Raw genomic sequence first — 18,571 nt, 5'->3', positions numbered from 1 at the left:
TGGCCGGCCAGCACCAGCCGCCGTCGGGTGTCCGTCACTGAAGGGCTCCTTCCGTGGTGAGCAGGTGCAGGGGGTCGCGGGGCACGGGTTCGCTCCGTTCGTGGACGGCGGTGAGGTCCGCGACCCCGGTGAGGTCGCCGACCAGGAGCGCGCCGACGAGCCGGTCGCCGCGCAGGAGGAGCTTCTTGTACGAGCCGCGGGTGGCGTCGGCGAGGTGGACGGTGTCGGTGGGGCTGCCGTCGCCGCCGGTGGAATCGCCGGTGGAATCGCCGATCGCGGCGACCTGGAGGCCGCCCGCGCTCAGCCGCAGGAACCGCGGCGAGCCGGCGTACCGGGCGCCGGGGCGGGCGCCGGACAGACGGGCGGCCAGGACGTCGGCCTGGGCCCAGGCGGCCTCGGCCCGGCCGTGGACCACGCCGCGGTGCTCGGCGCAGTCGCCGATGGCGTAGACGCCGGGCGCCGAGGTGGCCAGGGTGTCGTCGACGACGACGCCGTCCCGCACGGTCAGCCCCGCGGCGCGGGCGAGGCGGGTGCGGGGGCGGACGCCGCAGGCCAGGACGACCAGGTCGGTGGCGTGCCGGCCGCCGTCGGCGAACGCCAGGCCGGTGACGCGGGCGCCGCCGAGCAGGGCGGTGACCTCGCGGCCGGTCAGCACGGTCACGCCCACCGCCTCCAGGCCGCGGCGCACGACGGCGGCCGCTCCGGCGTCGAGGTGGCGGTCCATCAGGTGCGGTGCCCGGTGCACCAGGTGCACGCGCAGTCCCCGCCCGGCCAGGACGCGTGCCGCATCGACGCCCAGGGCCCCGCCGCCGACGACAGTGGCCCGGCGGGCGAGCGGTACGTCCTCGGTCAGGCGCGCGGCGTCGGCGAGGGAGCGCAGCACGTGGACGCCGCGACGCGGCGCGTGCCGCTCCGGCGCCCGGTGTCCGTCCGCATCCGGCCGGTCCGCGGCGGGCGGCGGCGGGACGGGCGCCGGCAGCGGCCCGGCGCCGGTGGCCAGGACGAGCGCGTCGTAGCGGGCCGCCTCGCCCGTGGCCGTCCGCAGCGTGCGGGCGGCCGGGTCGATGTCCGTCACCTCGGCGCCCGCGCGCACGGCGGCGCCGCCCGTGGGCAGGCCCAGTGCGGTGGCGCCGTAGCGGCCGGCGAGCACGCCGGTGAGCAGGGCGCGGTTGTACGGGGCGTGCGGCTCGCGGCCGTAGAGCGTGATGTCCAGCTCGCCGGGCCCGGCGAGGGCCAGCGCCTGGTGGGCGAAGCGGGCGGCGGCCATGCCCGCCCCGACGACGGCGATCCTGCGGGGCGTCATGAGGCTTCTCCCGTGGTGTCGGCGTGCGCCTTCTCCACCCGCACGGCGCACGTCTTGAACTCGGGCATGCGCGAGACGGGGTCGAGGGCGGGGTTGGTGAGGTTGTTGGCCCGGCCGGCGCCGGGCCAGTGGAAGGGCATGAAGACCGTGTCGGGCCGGATGCCGGCACTCACCCGCGCCGGTGCGGTGGCGTGCCCGCGCCGGCTGGTGACGGTCAGCAGGTCGCCGTCGGCGACGCCGAGCCGGTCCGCGAGGCGCGGATGCAGTTCGACGAACGGTCCGGGCGCGGCCCGGTTGAGGGCGGGGGTGCGGCGGGTCTGGGCCCCGCTCTGGTACTGGGCGAGCACGCGGCCGGTGGTCAGCCGCAGCGGATAGCGGGCGTCGGGTTCCTCCGCCGCCGGCCGGTAGGAGACGGCGGCGAAGCGGGCCCGGCCGTCGGGGGTCGCGAAGCGGTCCGCGAACAGCCGGGGCGTGCCGGGGTGGGCGGGCCGCCCCTCGCCGGGGTCGGGGCAGGGCCAGAAGACGCCGTCCTCCGCCGCGATGCGCCCGTAGGTGATGCCGGAGTAGTCGGCCTGGCCCCCGGCCGACGCCCGGCGGAGCTCGGCGAAGACCTCTTCGGCGACGGCCGGGAAGCCCTTCGCGACGCCGAGCCGTTCGGCGAGGCCGTGCAGGATCTCCAGGTCGGTGCGGACGCCCCCGGGCGGGGGCAGCGCGGCGCGGCGCAGGATCACCCGGCCCTCGAGGTTGGTCATGGTCCCGTCCTCCTCGGCCCACTGCGCCGACGGCAGGACGACGTCGGCGAGCGCGGCGGTCTCGGACAGCACGACGTCGCACACCACGAGGTGGTCCAGCGCGCGCAGCCGCTCGGTGACGTGGGTGGCGTGCGGGGCGGAGACGACCGGGTTGGAGCCCATGAGCAGCAGGGCCCGTACCCCGCCGTCGGTGCCCGCGGTGTCGAGGAGTTCGTACGCCGAGCGCCCCGGGCCCGGCAGGCCGTCCGGGTCCACGCCCCAGACACCGGCGACGTGGGCCCGGGCCGCGGGGTCCTCGATCGAGCGGTAGCCGGGCAGCTGGTCGGCCTTCTGGCCGTGCTCCCGGCCGCCCTGGCCGTTGCCCTGCCCGGTCAGGCAGCCGTAGCCGCTGTGGGGGCGGCCGGCCCGGCCGGTGGCCAGGCACAGGTCGATCCACGCGCCGACGGTGTCGACGCCCTTGCTGTGATGTTCGCCGCCGCGCGCGGTCAGCACCATGCCGGAGGGGGCGCCGCAGAACAGCTCCACGGCCCGGCGCATGTGCGCCACGGGGACGCCGGTGATGGCCTCGACGCGCTCGGGCCAGTGCGCCATGGCCGCCGTGCGGGCGCGCTCGTAGCCGCTGGTGCGTTCCGCCACGAACGCCTCGTCGACGTGGCCTTCGGCGATCACGAGGTGCAGCAGCCCCAGGGCGAGCGCGAGATCGGTGCCGGGGGCGGGGCGCAGGTGGAGGTCGGCGAGGGCGGCGGTGCGGGTGCGCCGGGGGTCGACGACGATCAGGTGCCCGCCGGCCTCCCGCTGTTCGCGCAGGTACCGCACGGCCGGCGGCATGGTGTCGGCCGGATTGCCGCCGACCAGGATCAGGCAGCCGGTGCGGGCGACGTCCGCGAGGGGGAAGGGCAGTCCCCGGTCCACGCCGAACGCCCTGCGCTGGGCGGCGGCCGCGGACGACATGCAGAAGCGGCCGTTGTAGTCGATGTTGGCCGTGCGCAGCGCCACGCGGGCGAACTTGCCGAGCAGGTAGGCCTTCTCGTTGGTCAGACCGCCGCCGCCGAAGACGCCGACCGCGTCCCGCCCGTGCCGGCGCGCGGCCCGGGCGAGTCCCTGGGCCGCGCGGTCGAGGGCCTCGGGCCAGTTGGCCTCGCGCAGGGTGCCGGTGCGGCGGTCGCGCACGAGCGGGGTGTGCAGGCGGGCGGCGTCGGCGAGGACCTCGGCGGCGCTGTCACCCTTGCCGCACAGCGCGCCCTGGTTGACGGGAAAGCCGGGGCGCTCCTCGACGGCCACGGCGGGGGCGCCCGGGGCGGGCCGCTCGAGGGGGCGCAGGCGCATGCCGCACTGCAGGGAGCAGTACGGGCAGTGGGTGTCGGTGGGCGGGGGAACTGCCGTCATGCCACGAAGCCTCGCCGCCGCGCGTTACGCCGGTGCGACGGGCGTATTGCCGCGGGCGCACATGCCCCGCACCCGTGGGACCAGGCGATGTGCGCGGCACGACACACGGGCGTAGGGAAGCGGTCATCGCACTAACGTCCCCGTCATGCCCGCGCAATGGCGCCTTAACGACCATCGGCCACGCTCGGCGCATGAGGACAGCACTACCCGGTGGCCCACCGCCGCCCGAGGGGCCACTGGTCGGTTTCACCGTGGGCGTCACCGCGGACCGGCGGCGCGACGAGCTCACCGCGCTGCTGGGCCGCCGGGGCGCCACCGTCGTCGGCGCGCCCGCCCTGCGCATCGTGCCCCTGTCCGACGACGCCCTGCTGTACGAGGCGACCGAGGCGTGCCTGTCCGGCGGGCTGGACTACGTGGTGGCCACGACGGGGGTGGGCTGGCGGGGCTGGATGAGCGCGGCGGAGGGCTGGGGCGCGGGCGCCCGCCTGGTCGCGGCCTGCCGGGACGCGGTGCTGGTCAGCCGCGGCCCCAAGGCGGCGGGCGCGCTGCGCGCCTGCGGGCTGCGCGAGGCGTACGCGCCGGAGTCGGAGGCCCTGGACGACGTCCTGGCCTGGCTGTTGGAGCGCGACCTGCGGGGGCGGCGGATCGCGGTGCAGGAACACGGCGCGGCGCTGCCGGAGTTCACCGCCGCCCTGCGCGGGCGCGGCGCCGTCGTCGTCACCGTGCCGGTGTACCGCTGGGGGCCGCCCGAGGACCCCGAGGCGCTGCGCAGGCTCGTCGAGCAGACCGCGCGGCGGGAGATCCACGCCCTGCCGTTCACCAGCGCGCCGGCCATCGAGGCGTTCCTGGCCGCGGCCGATGCGGCCGGCCGCCGGGCCGAGGTCGTCGAGGCGCTGCGCCACGACGTGCTGCCGGTGTGCATCGGCCCGATCTGCGCCCGCCCCCTGCTGCGCACGGGCGTGCCCTGCGTATGGCCCGAACGGGGCCGGCTGGGCGGGCTCGTGCGCACGCTCGTACGGGAACTGACCCTCCGTCACCGGCGGGAGATCGCCACGGCGGCCGGCCCCCTGGTGCTGCAGGGCACGGCCGTCCTGGCGGGCGGTGCGACGCTGTGGCTGCCGCCGCTGCCGGCGGCGGTGCTGCGGGCCCTGGCCGAGCGGCCGGGCGCGGTGCTCAGCCGCGCGGAACTGCTGCGCAGGGTGTGGCCGGGGCCGGCGGCCCGGCAGCCGGACGAGCACGCGGTGGAGGCGGCCGTGGCCCGGCTGCGGACGGCTCTGGGCCCGTACGGGCACCTGGTGGCGACCGTGACCAAGCGCGGCTACCGGCTGGCGGCCGCGCCGTGACCGCCCCGGGCACGCCGCTGCCCCTGCTGGCCGTGGCGCACGGCACCCGCGACCCGGCGGGCATGGCCGCGATCGAGGGCCTGCTGGCGCGGGTGGCGGCGCTGCGGCCGGGGCTGCCGGTCCGGCTGGGCTGTGTGGACGTCGCCCGGCCTTCCCTCGCCGAGGCGCTGGCGGGCCTGAGCGGAGCCGTCGTGGTCGTGCCGCTGCTGCTGGGGGACGGCTATCACGTACGGGTCGACATCCCCCGCGCGCTGGCCGCCGCTCCCCGGGTGCGGGCCCGGGTGGCGCCCGCGCTGGGGCCGGACCCGCTGCTGGCCGAGGCGCTGGCGGGGCGGCTGGCCGAGGCGGAGCCGCGCGGGGGCGGCGGGCCCGTGGTGCTGGCCGCGGCGGGCTCGACGGAGCCGGCGGCGAACGCGGCGACCGAGTCGATGGCCGGCCTGCTCTCCGCCCGGCTGGGGCGTCCGGCGGTCGCCGCCTATCTGTGCGGCGGCTCGCCCACGCCCGCCGAGGCGGTGTCCGCCCTGCGCGCGGGGGGCCACCGGCAGGTGGCGGTGGCCCGTTACCTGCTGGGCCCCGGCTTCTTCGCGCGCCACGCGGCCCGCGCGGGCGGCTCGGTCATCTCCGAACCGCTGGGCGCGCACGAGGCGGTGGCGCGGCTGGTGCTGCGGCGGTACGACCGGGCCGCAGCACGGCCGCCGCACTCAGTGGCCGCGTAGCTGCTCCATCTCGCGCCGCTCGCGCTTGGTCGGCCGTCCGGCGCCGCGGTCGCGCACGCCGGCCGGCGCCACGGACTCGCGCGGCGGGGGCGGCGGGGAGTTGTCGAGGAAGCACTCGGCGGCGACGGGCGGGCCGACCCGCTTGCGGACGAGCCGCTTGACGACCACGATCCGCTCGCGGCCCTCGTGCCGCAGCCGTACCTCGTCCCCCGCCTTGACCGTCTGGGCGGGCTTGGCCCGCTCGCCGTTGAGACGCACGTGGCCGGCCTTGCAGGCCGCGGCGGCCAGCGAGCGGGTCTTGGTGAGCCGCACGGACCAGATCCAGGCGTCGATCCGTACCGGCGTCCCCTCGTCGGTATCCATGCCCGCACTCTACGACAGGGCTGTGACAGCCCCGCCCGGCCGGCGCCCGGCCCCTCGCCGGCGGGAGCGGCCCCGCGCCGTGGGCGCGGCGGTGGCCGGTTACCGCTGAGCGCGGGCGGCCGGGCGCGGGGCGTGTGTTGACTTCTTCGGCACCCCATGCCACTCATGCCGTGTTCACATCAGACCCCACCTCCTCGCATCCGGCCGGCCGGCCCGCAGGGCCCGGTCCCGGACGGAAGGGAGCACGGCGATGAACACCGCTCACACCACCCCCTCGATCCCCCGGCGCCGCAGGCGGACGCTGGCGGGCGCCGCCTTCGTCACCGCCCTCGCCGCGGCCGGTGTCGGGCTCGGCGCGCCCTCCGCCCTGGCCGACACCGTGTCCGTCGGCTACACCTGCACCGGCCCCGGCGCACCCGACGGCGTCCAGTCCCTGCAGGTCACCATGACCGCCCCGGCGAGCGTCCCGCAGGGCGGCACGGCCGAACTCGCGCTGGAGGTCACCACGGAGCTGAGAGTGCCGCTCAACGTCCCCGCGCGCAGCGTCACGGGCGACATGACCATCGAGCTCGGCGGAGCGGCGTCCGGCAGCGTGACCGCCACCGGCTTCACCAACCCCGCCGCCATCCCCAGCGGCTCCACAGTGACGCTCACCGGCGGCACGGCCTCCGCCCAGCTGGACGCCGCGGGCACCACGACCTTCACCCCCGGCGAGGCCGCCGTCCACGTCTTCGGCGTGACCGTCTCCTGCACGGTCTCCGGCACCGCCCCCGTCGCCGCGACGACCGAGGTCACCGGCGCGTAGGGGCCCTCGGCGTCAGGGGCGGGCCAGGGTGGCCGCGCCGAAGGAGACGTCGAAGCGGTCGCACCAGATGCTGACGCTGCGGTAGCGGCCCAGGTCGAGGCCGGCCGGCACGGCGTAGTTCTGATCGCCCTTGTTGCCCTTGAGCGCGCCGAGGCTGACGTGGGCGCCGTCGTCGAAGACGTGCCAGCCGGCCCGGCCCTCCTTGACCGGCGCGTCGGACAACAGGACCTTCAGCTCCGGGCCGTTGCTGGTGTCGAGGTTCTCCAGGCGCACGGTGCGCGTGCCGTCCGGCAGCTGCAGCACGCGCACCGTGCCGCTGGTGGTGTGCTCGTGGCTGATCAGGTCACCGCTCGCCAGCGTCCGGGCGGCCCCGCCGCCCGGGGCGTCGGTCGCCACGGGCACCGATTCCTTGACCGTCTCGTCCACCCACAGCTTCCATGGCTGGAACCAATAGACCCCCAGGCCCACCGCCACCACGAGGACAGCCACGGCCCCCATGACGATGGGCCTGGTCAGCAGCCGTCGTACGCGTCCCATGTTCCGCCTCCCGCAGTCGTCGTGCTCTCACCCGTCAGGAACGCCGAAGCGGCGGAAAAGGATCCGTGAATCCGCGACGGAAGCCGCGGTCCGGCGAAGTCCTCGCCTCAGGGCAGGGTGAGGATGCGCGGCCCGCCCTCGGTCACGGCGACGGTGTGCTCGATGTGAGCGGACCGGCTGCCGTCGGCGGTGCGCAGGGTCCAGCCGTCGTCGGCCGTGCGGTAGGCGTCGCGGCCGCCCGCCATCAGCATGGGCTCGATGGCGAGGACCAGGCCGTGGCGCAGGGGGAAGCCGCGCCGGGGCCGTCCGCGGTTGGGGACGTCCGGCTCCTCGTGCATCCGGCGTCCGATGCCGTGACCGCCGAGGTCGGACGGCATGCCGTAGCGGCCGGCGCGGGCGACCGCGCCGATGGCGTGGGAGATGTCGCCGACGCGGTTGCCGGTCACGGCCGCGGCTATGCCCGCGTCCAGGGCGCGCCCGGTGGCCTCGATCAGGGCGAGGTCGGCGGGGCGCGCGGTGCCGACGGTGAAGCTGACGGCGGCGTCGCCGGTCCAGCCGTCGAGCTCGGCCCCGCAGTCGACGCTGAGCAGGTCGCCGTCGCGCAGCCGGTAGTCGCCGGGGATCCCGTGCACGACGGCGTCGTTGACGGAGGCACAGATCACCGCGGGGAACGGGACGGGCGCGAAGCCCGGGTGGTAGCCGAGGAAGGGAGAGCGGGCGCCGGCCTTCTCCAGCACGTCACGGGCCACCCCGTCCAGCTCCCTCAGGCCGACGCCGACGCCCGCCGCCTCCCGGACGGCGGCCAGCGCGTGCGCCACGACGCGCCCCGCCTCCCGCATGGCCTCCAGCGCCGCGTCCGTCTTGATCTCCACCATGTCGCTTCTCCCCACCACGCCGCCCGGCCGGTCCACCGGCCGGGCGGCAACCCAATTCTTATACCGGTATTAATATCACGGTATTAGTATCACGGTCATGGTGAGAACTCCTCTGACCCCCTGGGAACGACAGCGCGGCGAGCGGCTGGGCGAACTGCTGCGCCAGGCACGTGGGGCGCGCAGCATGGTGGACGTGGCGGCGGGGGCGGGGCTGTCCGCCGAGACGCTGCGCAAGATCGAGACGGGCAGGGCCCCGACCCCGGCCTTCTTCACGATCTCGGCGCTCGCGAACACGCTCGGACTGTCCCTGGACGTTTTGGCCGAGGCGTGCGTGCAGGGCCTCGGCGAGCCGGATGCCCAGGTGCCACTGTCGGCGTAGCCGGCGGGCTCGTCAGGGGTGCCTCCACCGCGCGCTCGGTCTTGGCCCAGCGCCCGCGCCGGGTCGCGATCCGCCACAGCGCGCACCAGCAGGCCAGGAAGCCGAGGTACATGCACAGCATGACGGCGGGCGCGAAGCAGACCGCCTTCCACAACGGCAGGTCGTCGGTGCGGCGCCAGTGGAGCAGCGCCGACACCAGGTAGGCGGCGAGGGCCGGTGCCTGCCAGACCAGGACGTTCAGCCATGCCGGGCCGGACACGAGGCGGAGCGTCCCGGCCCCGTCCCCGAGCAGCAGGCGCAGCGGCAGGTACTGCTGGACGAGCGAGGTGGGCAGGGTGACGACGTACGGGACGAGCAGGTAGCCGGTGAGCTCGACGCGGCCCAGGACGCCGACGGCCGGCCGGGCCCACAGTTCGGGCAGGCGCCGGAGGGCGCTCATGTGACCGTGGTACCAGCGGGTGCGCTGGCGCAGCAGGCGGCGCGGGCCGGTCAGCCCCTGCTGGGACACGAAGGCCGCGGTGGTGGAGGTGACCGTCCAGCCGCGGGCCGCGAGGCTGATGCCGAGGTCGAGGTCCTCGGTCAGGGAGTCCGACCAGGGGCGCGGCCCGACGCCGTCGAGGGCGGACAGCCGGCTGAACTGGCCGTTGCCGCCCATGCTCACGGTGCCGGTGGCGATCCGTCCGTACTGGGTCAGCGCGCTCAGGGTCCAGAATTCGAGGTCCTGCAGCCGCAGCGCCCAGCGGTGCCGGCCCCGGACGCGGACCGCCAGCTGCGCCCCGCCCACCGCCGGGTCCTCGAAGAGCCGCGTCACCCGGCTCGCGGCGCCCGGCGTCATCCGGCCGTCGGCGTCGAGCACGCACACCAGCGTCCGTCCGGGGTCCCGTCCCTCCTCCCCGGCGAGCCGGCGCACGGCGCACAGCCCGGCGTTGAGGGCGGCGCCCTTGCCCTGGCGGGCGGCGGGCGGCTTCCTGCGGACGAGGGTGACGCGGCCGGCGCCCACGGCGCGCACGATGCGGGCGGTGGCGTCGTCGCTGCCGTCGTCGACGACCACGACGCGTACGCCCGGCTGGCCGTCGAGCAGACAGCGCAGCGTGTTGGCGATGACGCGCTCCTCGTTCAGGCAGGGCACCAGGACGAAGACGCCCCAGCCGGCGCGCAGCGCGACGGGCGGCTCGTGCGCCGGCCGCAGCTGGGCGCGCAGCGAGCCGTCGAAGCGGCGGGCGAGGACGATGCCGGCAGACAGGAGCGAAATGTTGTAGAGGGCCGTGAACACGGCGATGACGACGGCGATTTCCTGGATGATCGCGTCCAGTGCGGCCACGATGCCCTCCCCGGCGGCGCCGCCCGGTCCCGGGGCGACCTGGCGGGAGGCACCGCTTTCATCAACCTTGCCCTGCTTTCTGGCTACCCGCGCCAGATGCCGGATCCACCCCGGTGAGCCCTGTTTCGGGGCGAGTTCACGACGGCCGCCGACGCATCCGCGCGCGCCCCGGCGCAGCGGTCCGCGCCGGGGCGTGGCGTGGCGCCCCCTGCCGCGAGGGAGGGAGACTCTCAGCGCACCAGGCGTGCCGCCACCGTCGCGCCCGGGCTGCTCGCGGTGAGCGCGGCCGTCAGGGCCCGGCCGGCGGCGTCCAGGGCGTCGTCGTCCATCGGGCCGAGCGCGTCGAGGATGAAGACGGCGCGGGTGGTGGTGAGCGTCAGGCGGGTACGGGCGCACTGGCGCCAGTTCCAGCGGCGGCAGGTCACGCCGGCGTCGTCGCTCCAGACGACCTCGCCGGGCGGGCAGTGCTCCACCACCGTTCCGCCGCCCGCCGTGGTCTCGAAGGGCTCCTCGCCGGTGGCCCGGATCAGCCGGGCGGGGCCGGCGTAGTGGTCGAGGTCCTCGCCGCCGAGCGGCAGGACGTGGGCGACGGAGACCGCGTTGTAGATGTCGGTGAGGCGGTCCGCGCGCGGCAGTCCGTCGGGGACGCGGCGCAGCAGCGCCTCGGCGCTGGGGCGGGTGCGCTGCGGCTTGGCGCCGAAGGCGCGGAACGCCTCGCGCCAGGCGGCCAGGTGCGGGTGGTCCTCGGGGGCGGTGCCGGCGAGCCAGGCGCGGGCGGTCTCCTCGGCGGAGGCGAGCAGCTTCTCGCTCGCCTCGTCGCTCGGCCCGGGAAGCAGCCCCTCGGCGACGACGACCAGGGCGCGGTAGTCGGGCCGCAGCGCGCGCACGGCGGGGTCGATGGCCACGGTCTCGAGCCAGGCCTTGATGTCGGCGGTGTCGGCTGCCATGCCTCTCCCTGGATCAGTGCAATGAACTGGAAAGTCACACAGACTGTACCAACCCCGGGTCGGATCGCTCCTCGGGCGCCGGTGGCAGGGCCTCGCACAGCGCCTCGAGCGCGCCGGCGAAGGCGTGCTCGGGCGGGGTGCCGTAGCCCACGACGAGGCCGTCGCCCGGCACCCCGGCCGCCTCGCCGTGCCGGTAGAGGGACAGCCCCTCGACGGCGACCCCCTGCCAGGCCGCGGCCCGCACGACGGTCCGCTCGGTGCCGGGCGGCAGCTCCAGGACCGCGTGCAGGCCGGCCGCGATGCCGGTGACCCGTACGTGCGGGGCGCGCAGGGCGAGGGCCGCGACGAGCTCGTCGCGCCGGCGCCGGTAGTGGCGCCGCATGCGGCGCACGTGGCGGTCGTACGCGCCCGAGGCGATGAAGTCCGCGAGCGTCAGCTGGTCCAGGGCGCTCGACCACGACTCCCGTTCGCCCTTCGCCTCGAGCACGGCGTCCACCAGGTGTCCCGGCAGCACCATCCACCCCAGGCGCAGCGCCGGCGACAGGCTCTTGCTGGCCGAGCCGATGTAGACCACCCGCTCCGGGTCGAGCCCCTGCAGGGCGCCGACCGGTTTGCGGTCGTAGCGGAACTCCCCGTCGTAGTCGTCCTCGAGGACGACCCCGCCCGTCGCCCGCGCCCAGTCGACGGCGGCGGCCCGCCGCCCGGGGTCCAGGGGCCCGCCCGTGGGGAACTGGTGGGCGGCGGTCAGCAGCACCGCCGTCGCCTCGCTCGCCGTCAACTCCTCGACGCGCGCGCCGCGTTCGTCGATGGGCAGGGTGACGGTGGCCAGCCCGGCGGCGGTCAGCAGCGAGCGGTGGAAGCCCAGCCCGTAGGACTCCACGGCGATCGTGCCGTCCAGCACCCGCCCCAGCAGGCGCAGCGCGCCCGCGAAGCCCGGGCAGATCACGATGCGGCCGGGGTCGGCCCGGACTCCACGGGCCCGCGCGAGGTAGTCGGCCAGGGCCCGGCGCAGTTCGACGCGGCCGCGCGGATCGCCGGGGCCGAAGGCCTCGTTGGGCGCGGCGGTCAGCGCGCGGCGGGCGGAGGCGAGCCAGGCGGTACGCGGGAAGGCGGCGGCGTCCGGGGTGCCCTGCACCAGGTCGTACGCCGGGCGCCGGGGCCGCGGCGACGTGGCCGGGCCGCGCCTGCGCCCGGCGCCCGGCGGCTCCGCGCGGTGGGCGACGCGGGTGCCGGAGCCCTGGCGGGCGGTCAGCCAGCCCTCGGCGACCAGTTCGGCGTAGGCCTCGGCGACGGTGTTGCGGGCCAGCCCCAGGTCGGCGGCGAGCGATCGGTAGGGCGGCAGGCGGGTGCCGGGGGCGAGGCGGCCCGTGCGGACCGCGTCGCGCAGGGCGCGCGTCAGGGCGCCGCGCCGCCCGCCGGGGCCGTCGGACAGCTCCAGGTGCAGGTCGCTGCCCGGGCCGGCATCCCCGGGGTCGCCTTGCGAATTGACCACTGATTTCATCCGGGAATTGCACCACAGGGGCGGCCGCTTGCGCTCCTAGCGTGGGAGCCATGACAACGACCGCACACGCCCGGCCCGTTCGGCCGGCCCAGCGCATGAACTTCACCAAGGCCGCCCCCAAGGTCTTCAAGGCCATGATCGCCCTGGACGCCGCCGCGGCCGAGGGCCTGGACCCGGCGCTCGTCGGGCTGGTCCAGATCCGCGCCTCACAGCTCAACCACTGCGCGTACTGCCTCGACATGCACACCCGCGAGGCCCGCGCGGCGGGCGAGAGCGAGGAGCGCATCCACCTCCTCGCCGCCTGGGAGGAGGCCGCCCTCTACACCGACAAGGAGCGTGCGGCGCTCACGCTGACCGAGGCCGTCACCGTCCTGACCGACGGCTTCGTCCCCGACGCGGTGTACGAGCGGGCCGCGCACCACTTCGAGGAGGAGGAACTGGCGCACCTGATCGCACTCGTCCTCACCATCAACGCCTGGAACCGCATCGCCGTCACCACCCGGAAGACGCCCGGCACGGAGTGAGGGCGCGGCGGGACCGCCCCGGACACCGCGCCGGCTCAGCCCCGGCGGAACCGGTCGCGGTAGGCGGCCGGCGAGACCCCCGTCTCGCGGACGAACGCGCGGCGCATGGTCTCGACCGTGCCGAAGCCGCACCGTCCCGCGATCGCGTCGACGCCGTCGGCGGAGCTCTCCAGCAGGGCCCGCGCCGCGGCGACCCGCGCCCGTTCGACGTAGGCGCCGGGGCTGGTGCCCACCTGCTGGGTGAACAGCCGGCTGAAGTGCCGCCGGCTCATCCCCATCAGCGCGGCCATCGCGGGCACCGAACGGTCGCCGGAGGGATCGGAGTCGATGCCGTCGACGAGCTCGCTCAGCGCCCCGCGCAGCGGTTCGGGGCGGGTCCAGCTGCTGAACTGGGACTGGCCGCCGGGCCGCTGCATGAAGACGACCAGGAACTTCGCCACGGCGCGGGCCAGTTCCGGACCGCAGTCGTCCTCCAGCAGGGCGAGGGCGAGGTCGATGCCGGCGGTCACCCCGGCCGAGGTGACGACCGTGCCGTCGCGGACGAAGAAGGAGTCGGGCTCGACCGACACGGCGGGGTAGCCTGCGGCCAGTTCGGAGCAGAACGCCCAGTGCGTGGTGGCCCGCCGCCCGTCCAGCAGCCCGGCCTCGGCCAGCACGAACGCCCCCGTGCACACCGAGCCCGTCCGCCGGGAGCCGGCCGCCAGCCGCCGTACGTGCCGGACGAGCTCGCGGTCCGCGGCGGCGGCCGCGTGCCCCGACCCGCCGGCCACCATCAGGGTGTCCGGCGGCTTGCGGATCCTGGCGAGATCCGCCTGCACCCCCAACTGCGCCTCCGCGGAGGTGGCTACGGGCCGGCCGCCCAGGGAGGCCAGCCGCACCCGGTACCCGGCGCCTCCCTCGGCCGCGGCCCGGTCGAAAACGTCCAAGGGCCCCGCGACGTCCAGCAATCGCACCCCGTCGTACACGACGATCACCACGTCGTGCGTCACCACCTTGCCGTTCACAGTGGCCATCATCGGCGACCGCTCCCGGCGGCACATCCAAAGGGAGCAGCGATCACCTTTATGGAGTAATGTCCTTTTTTCTGGGCATACGACCGCTTATGCCATTCCGGTCCGGCGCCCCGCGCGCCACCCGGCGGACGGGCCGAAGATCCCACGAGTTGCGGCCCGGCCCCCCGCCCCTAGGGTGGAAGCAATCATGAAGCGCGACCCGGGTCGCGACAGGCCGTACGCGGCGCCCCCGCTCCCCCGCAGCGCACGCTCGCTCGTCGTGGCCGCCTACGCCCTGCTCGCCGTGGCCATCGCGATGGACCTGGCGACCAACCCCACGCTGACCTTCTCCCCCGTGCTCGCCACGGCCCCCGTGCTCGCCAGCATCGGCACCCGGCGCGCCCGGGTCCCCCTGATCGCCGGCCTGCTCGCGCTCGCCGTCGTCGCCCCGCTGGCCCTGGCCGACCCCGACGTCGCCCTCGCCGTCCACCTGACGGCCGCCGCCACCGTCCTGGCCATCACCTTCGTCAGCACCGCCAACGTCGTGCTCGTCTCGACCCGCGAACGCGAGCTGCTGCAGTCGCGCTCGGTCGCCGAGGCCGCCCAGCGCACCCTGCTGCGCCTGCTCCCGGAGCGCATCGACGGCCTGCGGGTGGCCGTGCGCTACCTGGCCGCCGCGGCCGAGGCGCGGGTGGGCGGCGATCTGTACGAGGTGCTGTCCACCCCGTACGGCATCCGGATCGTCGTCGGCGACGTGCGGGGCAAGGGGCTGTCGGCCATCGAGACCGCCGCCGACGTCCTCGGCACCTTCCGGGAGGCCGCGCAGGTCGAGCCCGCGCTGGGCACGGTGGCCCGCCGACTGGACGCGGCGGTGGGCCGGCGCCAGGCGGGCGAGGAGTTCGTGACGGCCGTCCTGCTCGGCGTGCCCCGGGGCGGCGGGCCCGCGGAGCTGGTCAACTGCGGCCACCTGGCGCCGCTGCTGTGGCACGAGGGCCGGGTCACCGAGGTGGACACGCCCCTGCCCGACCCCCCGCTGGCCCTGCGGAACCTCGTCCCCGGCCCGTACCGCCGCGAGCACTTCGCCTTCCCGCCCGGCGCGTCGCTGGTGCTCTACACGGACGGCGTGACCGAGGCCCGCGACGCCGCCGGCCGCTTCTACCCGCTGGCCGAGCGCCTGGCCACCTTCCCCGACCTGGCCCCCGACCCCCTCCTCGACCGCCTCGTGGCCGACCTGCGCGCCTACACGGGCGGCTCCCTCTCCGACGACGCCGCGCTGCTGGTCGTACGCCGCGAGCGCTGAGTCTCAGGCGGCGGGGCACCGCACGCGGGCCGCCGGCATGCCGCCCTTGACCAGGAACGCCTCCACCTCCCGGTCCGTGCACTCCGAGCCGCTCGCGTACGCGGCGTGGCCCGTGCCCTCGCGGACGATCAGGGACGCCGTGCCCAGATTCCGCTGGACGGTACGGGCGTTGGCCAGCGGTGTCGCGGGGTCGACGGCGAAGGACACCAGCACCATGGCCGGCGCACGCGGGGCCTTCAGCGGCTCCGCCCGGCCCGTCGCGGCGAGCGGCCAGGCGGCGCAGCGGAACATGGCCGCGGCCACCGTGGCCCCGAAGAGCGGCGACGCCTTCTCGAACTCCCCCATGCGGGCCAGCAGTTCCCCCGCGCTGCGGGGGCCGGGCTTGTCCAGGCACTCGACCGCGTTGCGGGCCATGGTCGGGTCGACGGACGTCTCGGCGCCCTGGGTCCGCACGCGTTCGACGGCCAGCCCGATCAGCGCGCCCGGCCTGCCGCCCATCGCCTCCACGAGCGCCTGCGTCAGATCGGGCCAGCGCTCGGCCTGGTAGAGGGGTTCCCTGATGCCCTGCGCGGCGAGGCCCGTGGTGAGCCTGCTGCCCTCGGGGCCGGGCAGGGGGTGGGCGTCGAGGCTCCGTACGAACTCGGTGGTGTTCCGGACGACCTCCTCGGGCGTACGGCCCAGCGGGCACCGGAGATCGGCGCAGTCGCGCGCGTAGCTGGCGAAGCTGGCGTCGAGGGAGGTGACGTCGCTGCGGGCGGTCCCGGTCTGGTCGGTGCCGGGGTCGACGACCCCGTCGAGCACGAAGCGCCCGACGCGCTCGGGGAAGAGGTGGGCGTAGTGCTGGCCGATGTAGGTGCCGTAGGAGATGCCGAGGTAGTCCAGTTCCGGCTCGCCGAGGGCCTCCCGCAGCAGGTCCAGGTCGCGCGCGACGCTGACGGTGTCCATGTGGGCCAGCAGCGGCCCGGTGGCCTCGCGGCACTTGCGGCCCTGCTCGGCCGCCGCCCGGAACTCGGCCTCCGCCTGCTCCCGGGTCCGGGGGATGAGGTCGCCGCCCGTCCCCTCCGGGCACCGCAGCGGCTCCGACCGCCCGGTCCCGCGCGGGTCGAAGCCCACCAGGTCGTACCGCTCCATGACCCGCGAGGTCGCCTCGAACGCCCCGCCGGCCACCATGCCGGCCCCCGCCTCCCCGGGACCGCCGGGGTTGAACACCAGCGCCCCGGCCCGCCGCCCCGGATCGGCGGCCCGCACCCGTGCGACCCGCACGCCGAGCGTGTCCCCTCCGGGCGCCGCGTAGTCGACGGGCACGGTCAGCCAGGCGCACTCGGCGTCCGGCCGCAGGGTCGAGCCCCCCGCCCCGGCGTCGTCGGCCGCGCAGCCCTCCCAGACGAGCCGCTGCCGGGCGATGCGGTCGGGCAGGCCGGGCAGTGCCCGCGCCGGCCGCGACGACTGAACCCCGGCCCCCGGGGCGCCGGACGGCGACGCCGACCCCTGACGTGCCCGTCCCCCGCCCGTGTCGCACCCGCCGACGCCGGCGAGCAGGGCCGCCACCACGACGCCGCCCACGACGCCTCGCCCACGCCACCCACGCATCGCCTCACCCCTTCCGGGCCCCTGGGGTCAGTCCACTGGCGCGGGGGTGCGGGCGCAGCCGGGGTGGGCCATCGGAATGACATGGCGTAGCTTCATGATCATGAAACCTTCGAGCAGCGGCCTCACCGACCAGGCACCGGCCGATCCGGCCGCCACCGACGACATGCTCGCCGGCCAGCCCATCGGCTACTGGAGCAACCTGGTCCACGAGACCGTCACCGGGCACCTGCGCGACGCGATGGCCAGGATCGACGTCACGCAGCCGCAGTACTGGGTGCTCAACTGCGTGCGCCACCAGCCCTCGGCGCCCGGCCGCGACGAAGTCGTCACCCAGCTGACGCCGCTCGCGAACGGTCCGCACGACATCGCGCGAACCGTCGACCAGCTCCTCCACCGCGGCTGGATCCGGACCGACGACACCCAGCGCCTGCACCTCACCGACGCGGGAGAGGACGCCAGACTGCGGCTGCGCCAACTGGTCACCGAACTGCGCGCCGTGGTCCACGAGGGCATCAGCGACGAGGAGTACGTGGCCGCGCTCACCGTGCTGCGCACCATGGTCGCCAACGTCCGGCGCGCCGGGCTCAGCTGAGGATCAGCAGCGCCATGACGGCCTGGGCGCTGATCTGAGCCGTGACGATCCCACCCCGCACCGCCCGCACCCGCGCCCACCCCTCAGGCCCGGCGACCGCCGCCAGCCCGAGCACCGCCGACACCACGAAGGCCCCGAACGTCCACGCCGTCGGCGCGGACGAGTCGCACGCCTCACCGCCGGTCATCACGCAACGGCCGCCGTGGTCGCTCGTCAGATAGAGGACGTAGCAGACCACCGCCGTGGGCACCAGCAGGGCGAGGGCCCTGCCGCCACGCCGGCGCCGCCGGCGGTCCTGCTCGGCGGGATCTTCGGCGGGCTCGATCGTTCCATTCATGGAAGCCATGAAACGCTGCGCGCGGCCGGGGCGTGATCCGGAGTGCTACTCAGATCCGCCTGAGTACGCGGGCTGGTCCGGCGGGGGCAGGGCACACGGGATCAGGCATGATCGCTGGGTGCGCGTTCACGTGGCAAAAGTCCCAGGATCCCCGCAGGCCCCCCTCCTGGTCCGGGTCCGGACGGCTTGCGGGCATGCCGTGGTGCGCTGGTGCGGCGATTCAGCGGCGGCGGACGGCCCGTACGACATCGAGTGGACCGTCGACGAGAACATCCATTGGGGCCACAACGCCGGCCCCGCCGCCGTCGCCCGGCCGCGCGTGAGCTCCAGAGGCAGCCGGGTCGTTCTGCGGGGAAGACTCACGCTCGAGCCGGACGGCGTCGCGGTGCTGGAACTGGCCGGTACCCACATACTCCTCGACACCGCGGACCCGTTTCCGCGGGACGTCGACGGTACGTGGGCCGAGCTCCATTGCGAACGCGACAGCGTCTCCCTCTACCCGTACGAGCTCTGACGGCTCATGGCCGGTGGTAGTCAATTCCCCGTCGGCGTCAGCGGATCGACACGCGACAGCGTCTCGGCCAGCGGCAAGCCGGCACGGGTGGCCGCGATGCGGCGCGCCCTGAGTTCGGAGCGCCGGCGAGGGCGGAATTTCGGCTCCTTGCCGCAGCCGCAGGGTGTCTTCCCGTCGTAGCGAAGTCCTTCCGCCAGGACGGCGGCCACGACGGACCACGCACGGACGTCACGCCGCCGCGGCGGGGCGAAGTCACGGCCGGCGCACACAAGCGGCCGAGTGCAGCAAGGACACACGTGCCTGCGCTCCGGACCGGCGTCCTGCTTGAAGCTGACACGGCAGGCAACGCACACGTAGTGCGATGCGTGGGACACGAAGCCGTAGAAGCACATCCGCAGACCGTAATCGGCGACCCGTTGAACCAGCCACGCATTAACGTACGCGGTCGCCTTGCGGGGCTGCGCCGCCTCCGGCCGATGCTCCGGCTCCGGAGG

19 protein-coding genes are annotated in these 18,571 nt (G+C 75.9%); 8 read left to right on the top strand and 11 right to left on the bottom strand.

Features of this window, described 5'->3' with window-relative positions:
* Positions 1 to 34 precede the first annotated feature (34 nt).
* Together IE295_RS07010 and IE295_RS07005 are read right to left on the bottom strand one after the other, a co-directional pair.
* Complete coding sequence (locus tag IE295_RS07010; RefSeq protein ID WP_190062633.1) at positions 35 to 1,303, bottom strand: NAD(P)/FAD-dependent oxidoreductase; 1,269 nt, start codon at positions 1,301 to 1,303, stop codon at positions 35 to 37.
* Entirely contained in the window at positions 1,300 to 3,441 is a 2,142-nt protein-coding gene (locus IE295_RS07005) for a molybdopterin oxidoreductase family protein (protein WP_190062632.1), read from the bottom strand. Before IE295_RS07005 ends, IE295_RS07010 begins: the two co-directional genes overlap by 4 nt.
* Positions 3,442 to 3,632: 191 nt before the next feature.
* Here IE295_RS07005 and IE295_RS07000 point away from each other — a divergent pair, with 191 nt between their 5' ends.
* Complete coding sequence (locus IE295_RS07000; protein WP_190062631.1) at positions 3,633 to 4,784, top strand: uroporphyrinogen-III synthase; 1,152 nt, start codon at positions 3,633 to 3,635, stop codon at positions 4,782 to 4,784.
* Positions 4,781 to 5,500: a sirohydrochlorin chelatase gene (locus IE295_RS34090; RefSeq protein WP_268255687.1), complete on the top strand. Its 720-nt coding sequence runs from the start codon at positions 4,781 to 4,783 to the stop codon at positions 5,498 to 5,500. Before IE295_RS07000 ends, IE295_RS34090 begins: the two co-directional genes overlap by 4 nt.
* Here the strand turns inward: IE295_RS34090 and IE295_RS06990 are convergent.
* A complete protein-coding gene (locus IE295_RS06990) occupies positions 5,486 to 5,863 on the bottom strand; it encodes an RNA-binding S4 domain-containing protein (RefSeq protein WP_190062630.1) in 378 nt (125 codons plus the stop codon). The genes IE295_RS34090 and IE295_RS06990 overlap by 15 nt on opposite strands.
* 250 nt (positions 5,864 to 6,113) lie before the next feature.
* On the opposite strand from IE295_RS06990, the gene IE295_RS06985 reads away from it, so the two are divergent.
* Positions 6,114 to 6,668, top strand: a complete 555-nt coding sequence (locus tag IE295_RS06985) for a hypothetical protein (RefSeq protein WP_190062629.1) — start codon at positions 6,114 to 6,116, stop codon at positions 6,666 to 6,668.
* A gap of 12 nt (positions 6,669 to 6,680) precedes the next feature.
* On the opposite strand, the gene IE295_RS06980 is transcribed toward IE295_RS06985, so the two are convergent.
* Together IE295_RS06980 and map are read right to left on the bottom strand one after the other, a co-directional pair.
* Positions 6,681 to 7,205, bottom strand: a complete 525-nt coding sequence (locus tag IE295_RS06980) for a DM13 domain-containing protein (RefSeq protein ID WP_190062628.1) — start codon at positions 7,203 to 7,205, stop codon at positions 6,681 to 6,683.
* A gap of 107 nt (positions 7,206 to 7,312) precedes the next feature.
* Positions 7,313 to 8,080, bottom strand: a complete 768-nt coding sequence (map, locus tag IE295_RS06975; protein ID WP_190062627.1) for a type I methionyl aminopeptidase — start codon at positions 8,078 to 8,080, stop codon at positions 7,313 to 7,315.
* Between the two features lie 97 nt (positions 8,081 to 8,177).
* Between map and IE295_RS06970 the strand changes: the two genes are divergently transcribed.
* Entirely contained in the window at positions 8,178 to 8,459 is a 282-nt protein-coding gene (locus IE295_RS06970; protein WP_190062626.1) for a helix-turn-helix domain-containing protein, read from the top strand.
* Here IE295_RS06970 and IE295_RS06965 read toward each other — a convergent pair.
* The 3 genes from IE295_RS06965 to pdxR all read right to left on the bottom strand — a co-directional run bounded on the left by IE295_RS06965 (position 8,350) and on the right by pdxR (position 12,228).
* Positions 8,350 to 9,780, bottom strand: coding sequence for a glycosyltransferase family 2 protein (locus IE295_RS06965; RefSeq protein ID WP_190062625.1), 1,431 nt, complete (start codon positions 9,778 to 9,780; stop codon positions 8,350 to 8,352). The genes IE295_RS06970 and IE295_RS06965 overlap by 110 nt on opposite strands.
* A 230-nt stretch (positions 9,781 to 10,010) precedes the next feature.
* Positions 10,011 to 10,727, bottom strand: coding sequence for a B3/B4 domain-containing protein (locus tag IE295_RS06960; protein ID WP_190062624.1), 717 nt, complete (start codon positions 10,725 to 10,727; stop codon positions 10,011 to 10,013).
* A gap of 34 nt (positions 10,728 to 10,761) precedes the next feature.
* Positions 10,762 to 12,228 carry a MocR-like pyridoxine biosynthesis transcription factor PdxR gene (gene pdxR, locus IE295_RS06955; RefSeq protein ID WP_190062623.1) on the bottom strand — a complete coding sequence of 489 codons (1,467 nt, stop codon included), beginning with the start codon at positions 12,226 to 12,228 and terminating at the stop codon, positions 10,762 to 10,764.
* A gap of 50 nt (positions 12,229 to 12,278) precedes the next feature.
* On the opposite strand from pdxR, the gene IE295_RS06950 reads away from it, so the two are divergent.
* Positions 12,279 to 12,752 carry a carboxymuconolactone decarboxylase family protein gene (locus IE295_RS06950; RefSeq protein ID WP_224323148.1) on the top strand — a complete coding sequence of 158 codons (474 nt, stop codon included), beginning with the start codon at positions 12,279 to 12,281 and terminating at the stop codon, positions 12,750 to 12,752.
* Positions 12,753 to 12,787: 35 nt separating this feature from the next.
* Here IE295_RS06950 and IE295_RS06945 read toward each other — a convergent pair whose 3' ends face one another.
* Positions 12,788 to 13,744, bottom strand: coding sequence for a GlxA family transcriptional regulator (locus IE295_RS06945; RefSeq protein ID WP_443732311.1), 957 nt, complete (start codon positions 13,742 to 13,744; stop codon positions 12,788 to 12,790).
* Positions 13,745 to 13,952: 208 nt separating this feature from the next.
* Between IE295_RS06945 and IE295_RS06940 the strand changes: the two genes are divergently transcribed.
* Positions 13,953 to 15,044, top strand: coding sequence for a PP2C family protein-serine/threonine phosphatase (locus IE295_RS06940; protein ID WP_190062622.1), 1,092 nt, complete (start codon positions 13,953 to 13,955; stop codon positions 15,042 to 15,044).
* A 3-nt stretch (positions 15,045 to 15,047) separates the two neighbouring features.
* Here the strand turns inward: IE295_RS06940 and IE295_RS06935 are convergent, their stop codons facing one another.
* A complete protein-coding gene (locus tag IE295_RS06935; protein WP_190062621.1) occupies positions 15,048 to 16,634 on the bottom strand; it encodes an alpha/beta hydrolase in 1,587 nt (528 codons plus the stop codon).
* Between the two features lie 100 nt (positions 16,635 to 16,734).
* On the opposite strand from IE295_RS06935, the gene IE295_RS06930 reads away from it, so the two are divergent.
* A complete protein-coding gene (locus IE295_RS06930) occupies positions 16,735 to 17,226 on the top strand; it encodes a MarR family winged helix-turn-helix transcriptional regulator (protein WP_190062620.1) in 492 nt (163 codons plus the stop codon).
* Here IE295_RS06930 and IE295_RS06925 read toward each other — a convergent pair.
* Positions 17,219 to 17,563, bottom strand: coding sequence for a hypothetical protein (locus IE295_RS06925; protein ID WP_190062619.1), 345 nt, complete (start codon positions 17,561 to 17,563; stop codon positions 17,219 to 17,221). The two genes, IE295_RS06930 and IE295_RS06925, sit on opposite strands and share 8 nt — an antisense overlap.
* Before the next feature lie 130 nt (positions 17,564 to 17,693).
* Here IE295_RS06925 and IE295_RS06920 point away from each other — a divergent pair, with 130 nt between their 5' ends.
* Entirely contained in the window at positions 17,694 to 18,077 is a 384-nt protein-coding gene (locus tag IE295_RS06920; protein ID WP_190062618.1) for a hypothetical protein, read from the top strand.
* Positions 18,078 to 18,571: the final 494 nt, after the last annotated feature.

This window comes from Streptomyces griseocarneus, from assembly GCF_014655595.1.
In the GTDB taxonomy this organism is placed as follows: domain Bacteria; phylum Actinomycetota; class Actinomycetes; order Streptomycetales; family Streptomycetaceae; genus Streptomyces; species Streptomyces griseocarneus.
This window is presented reverse-complemented; position numbering and strand designations above follow the sequence as displayed.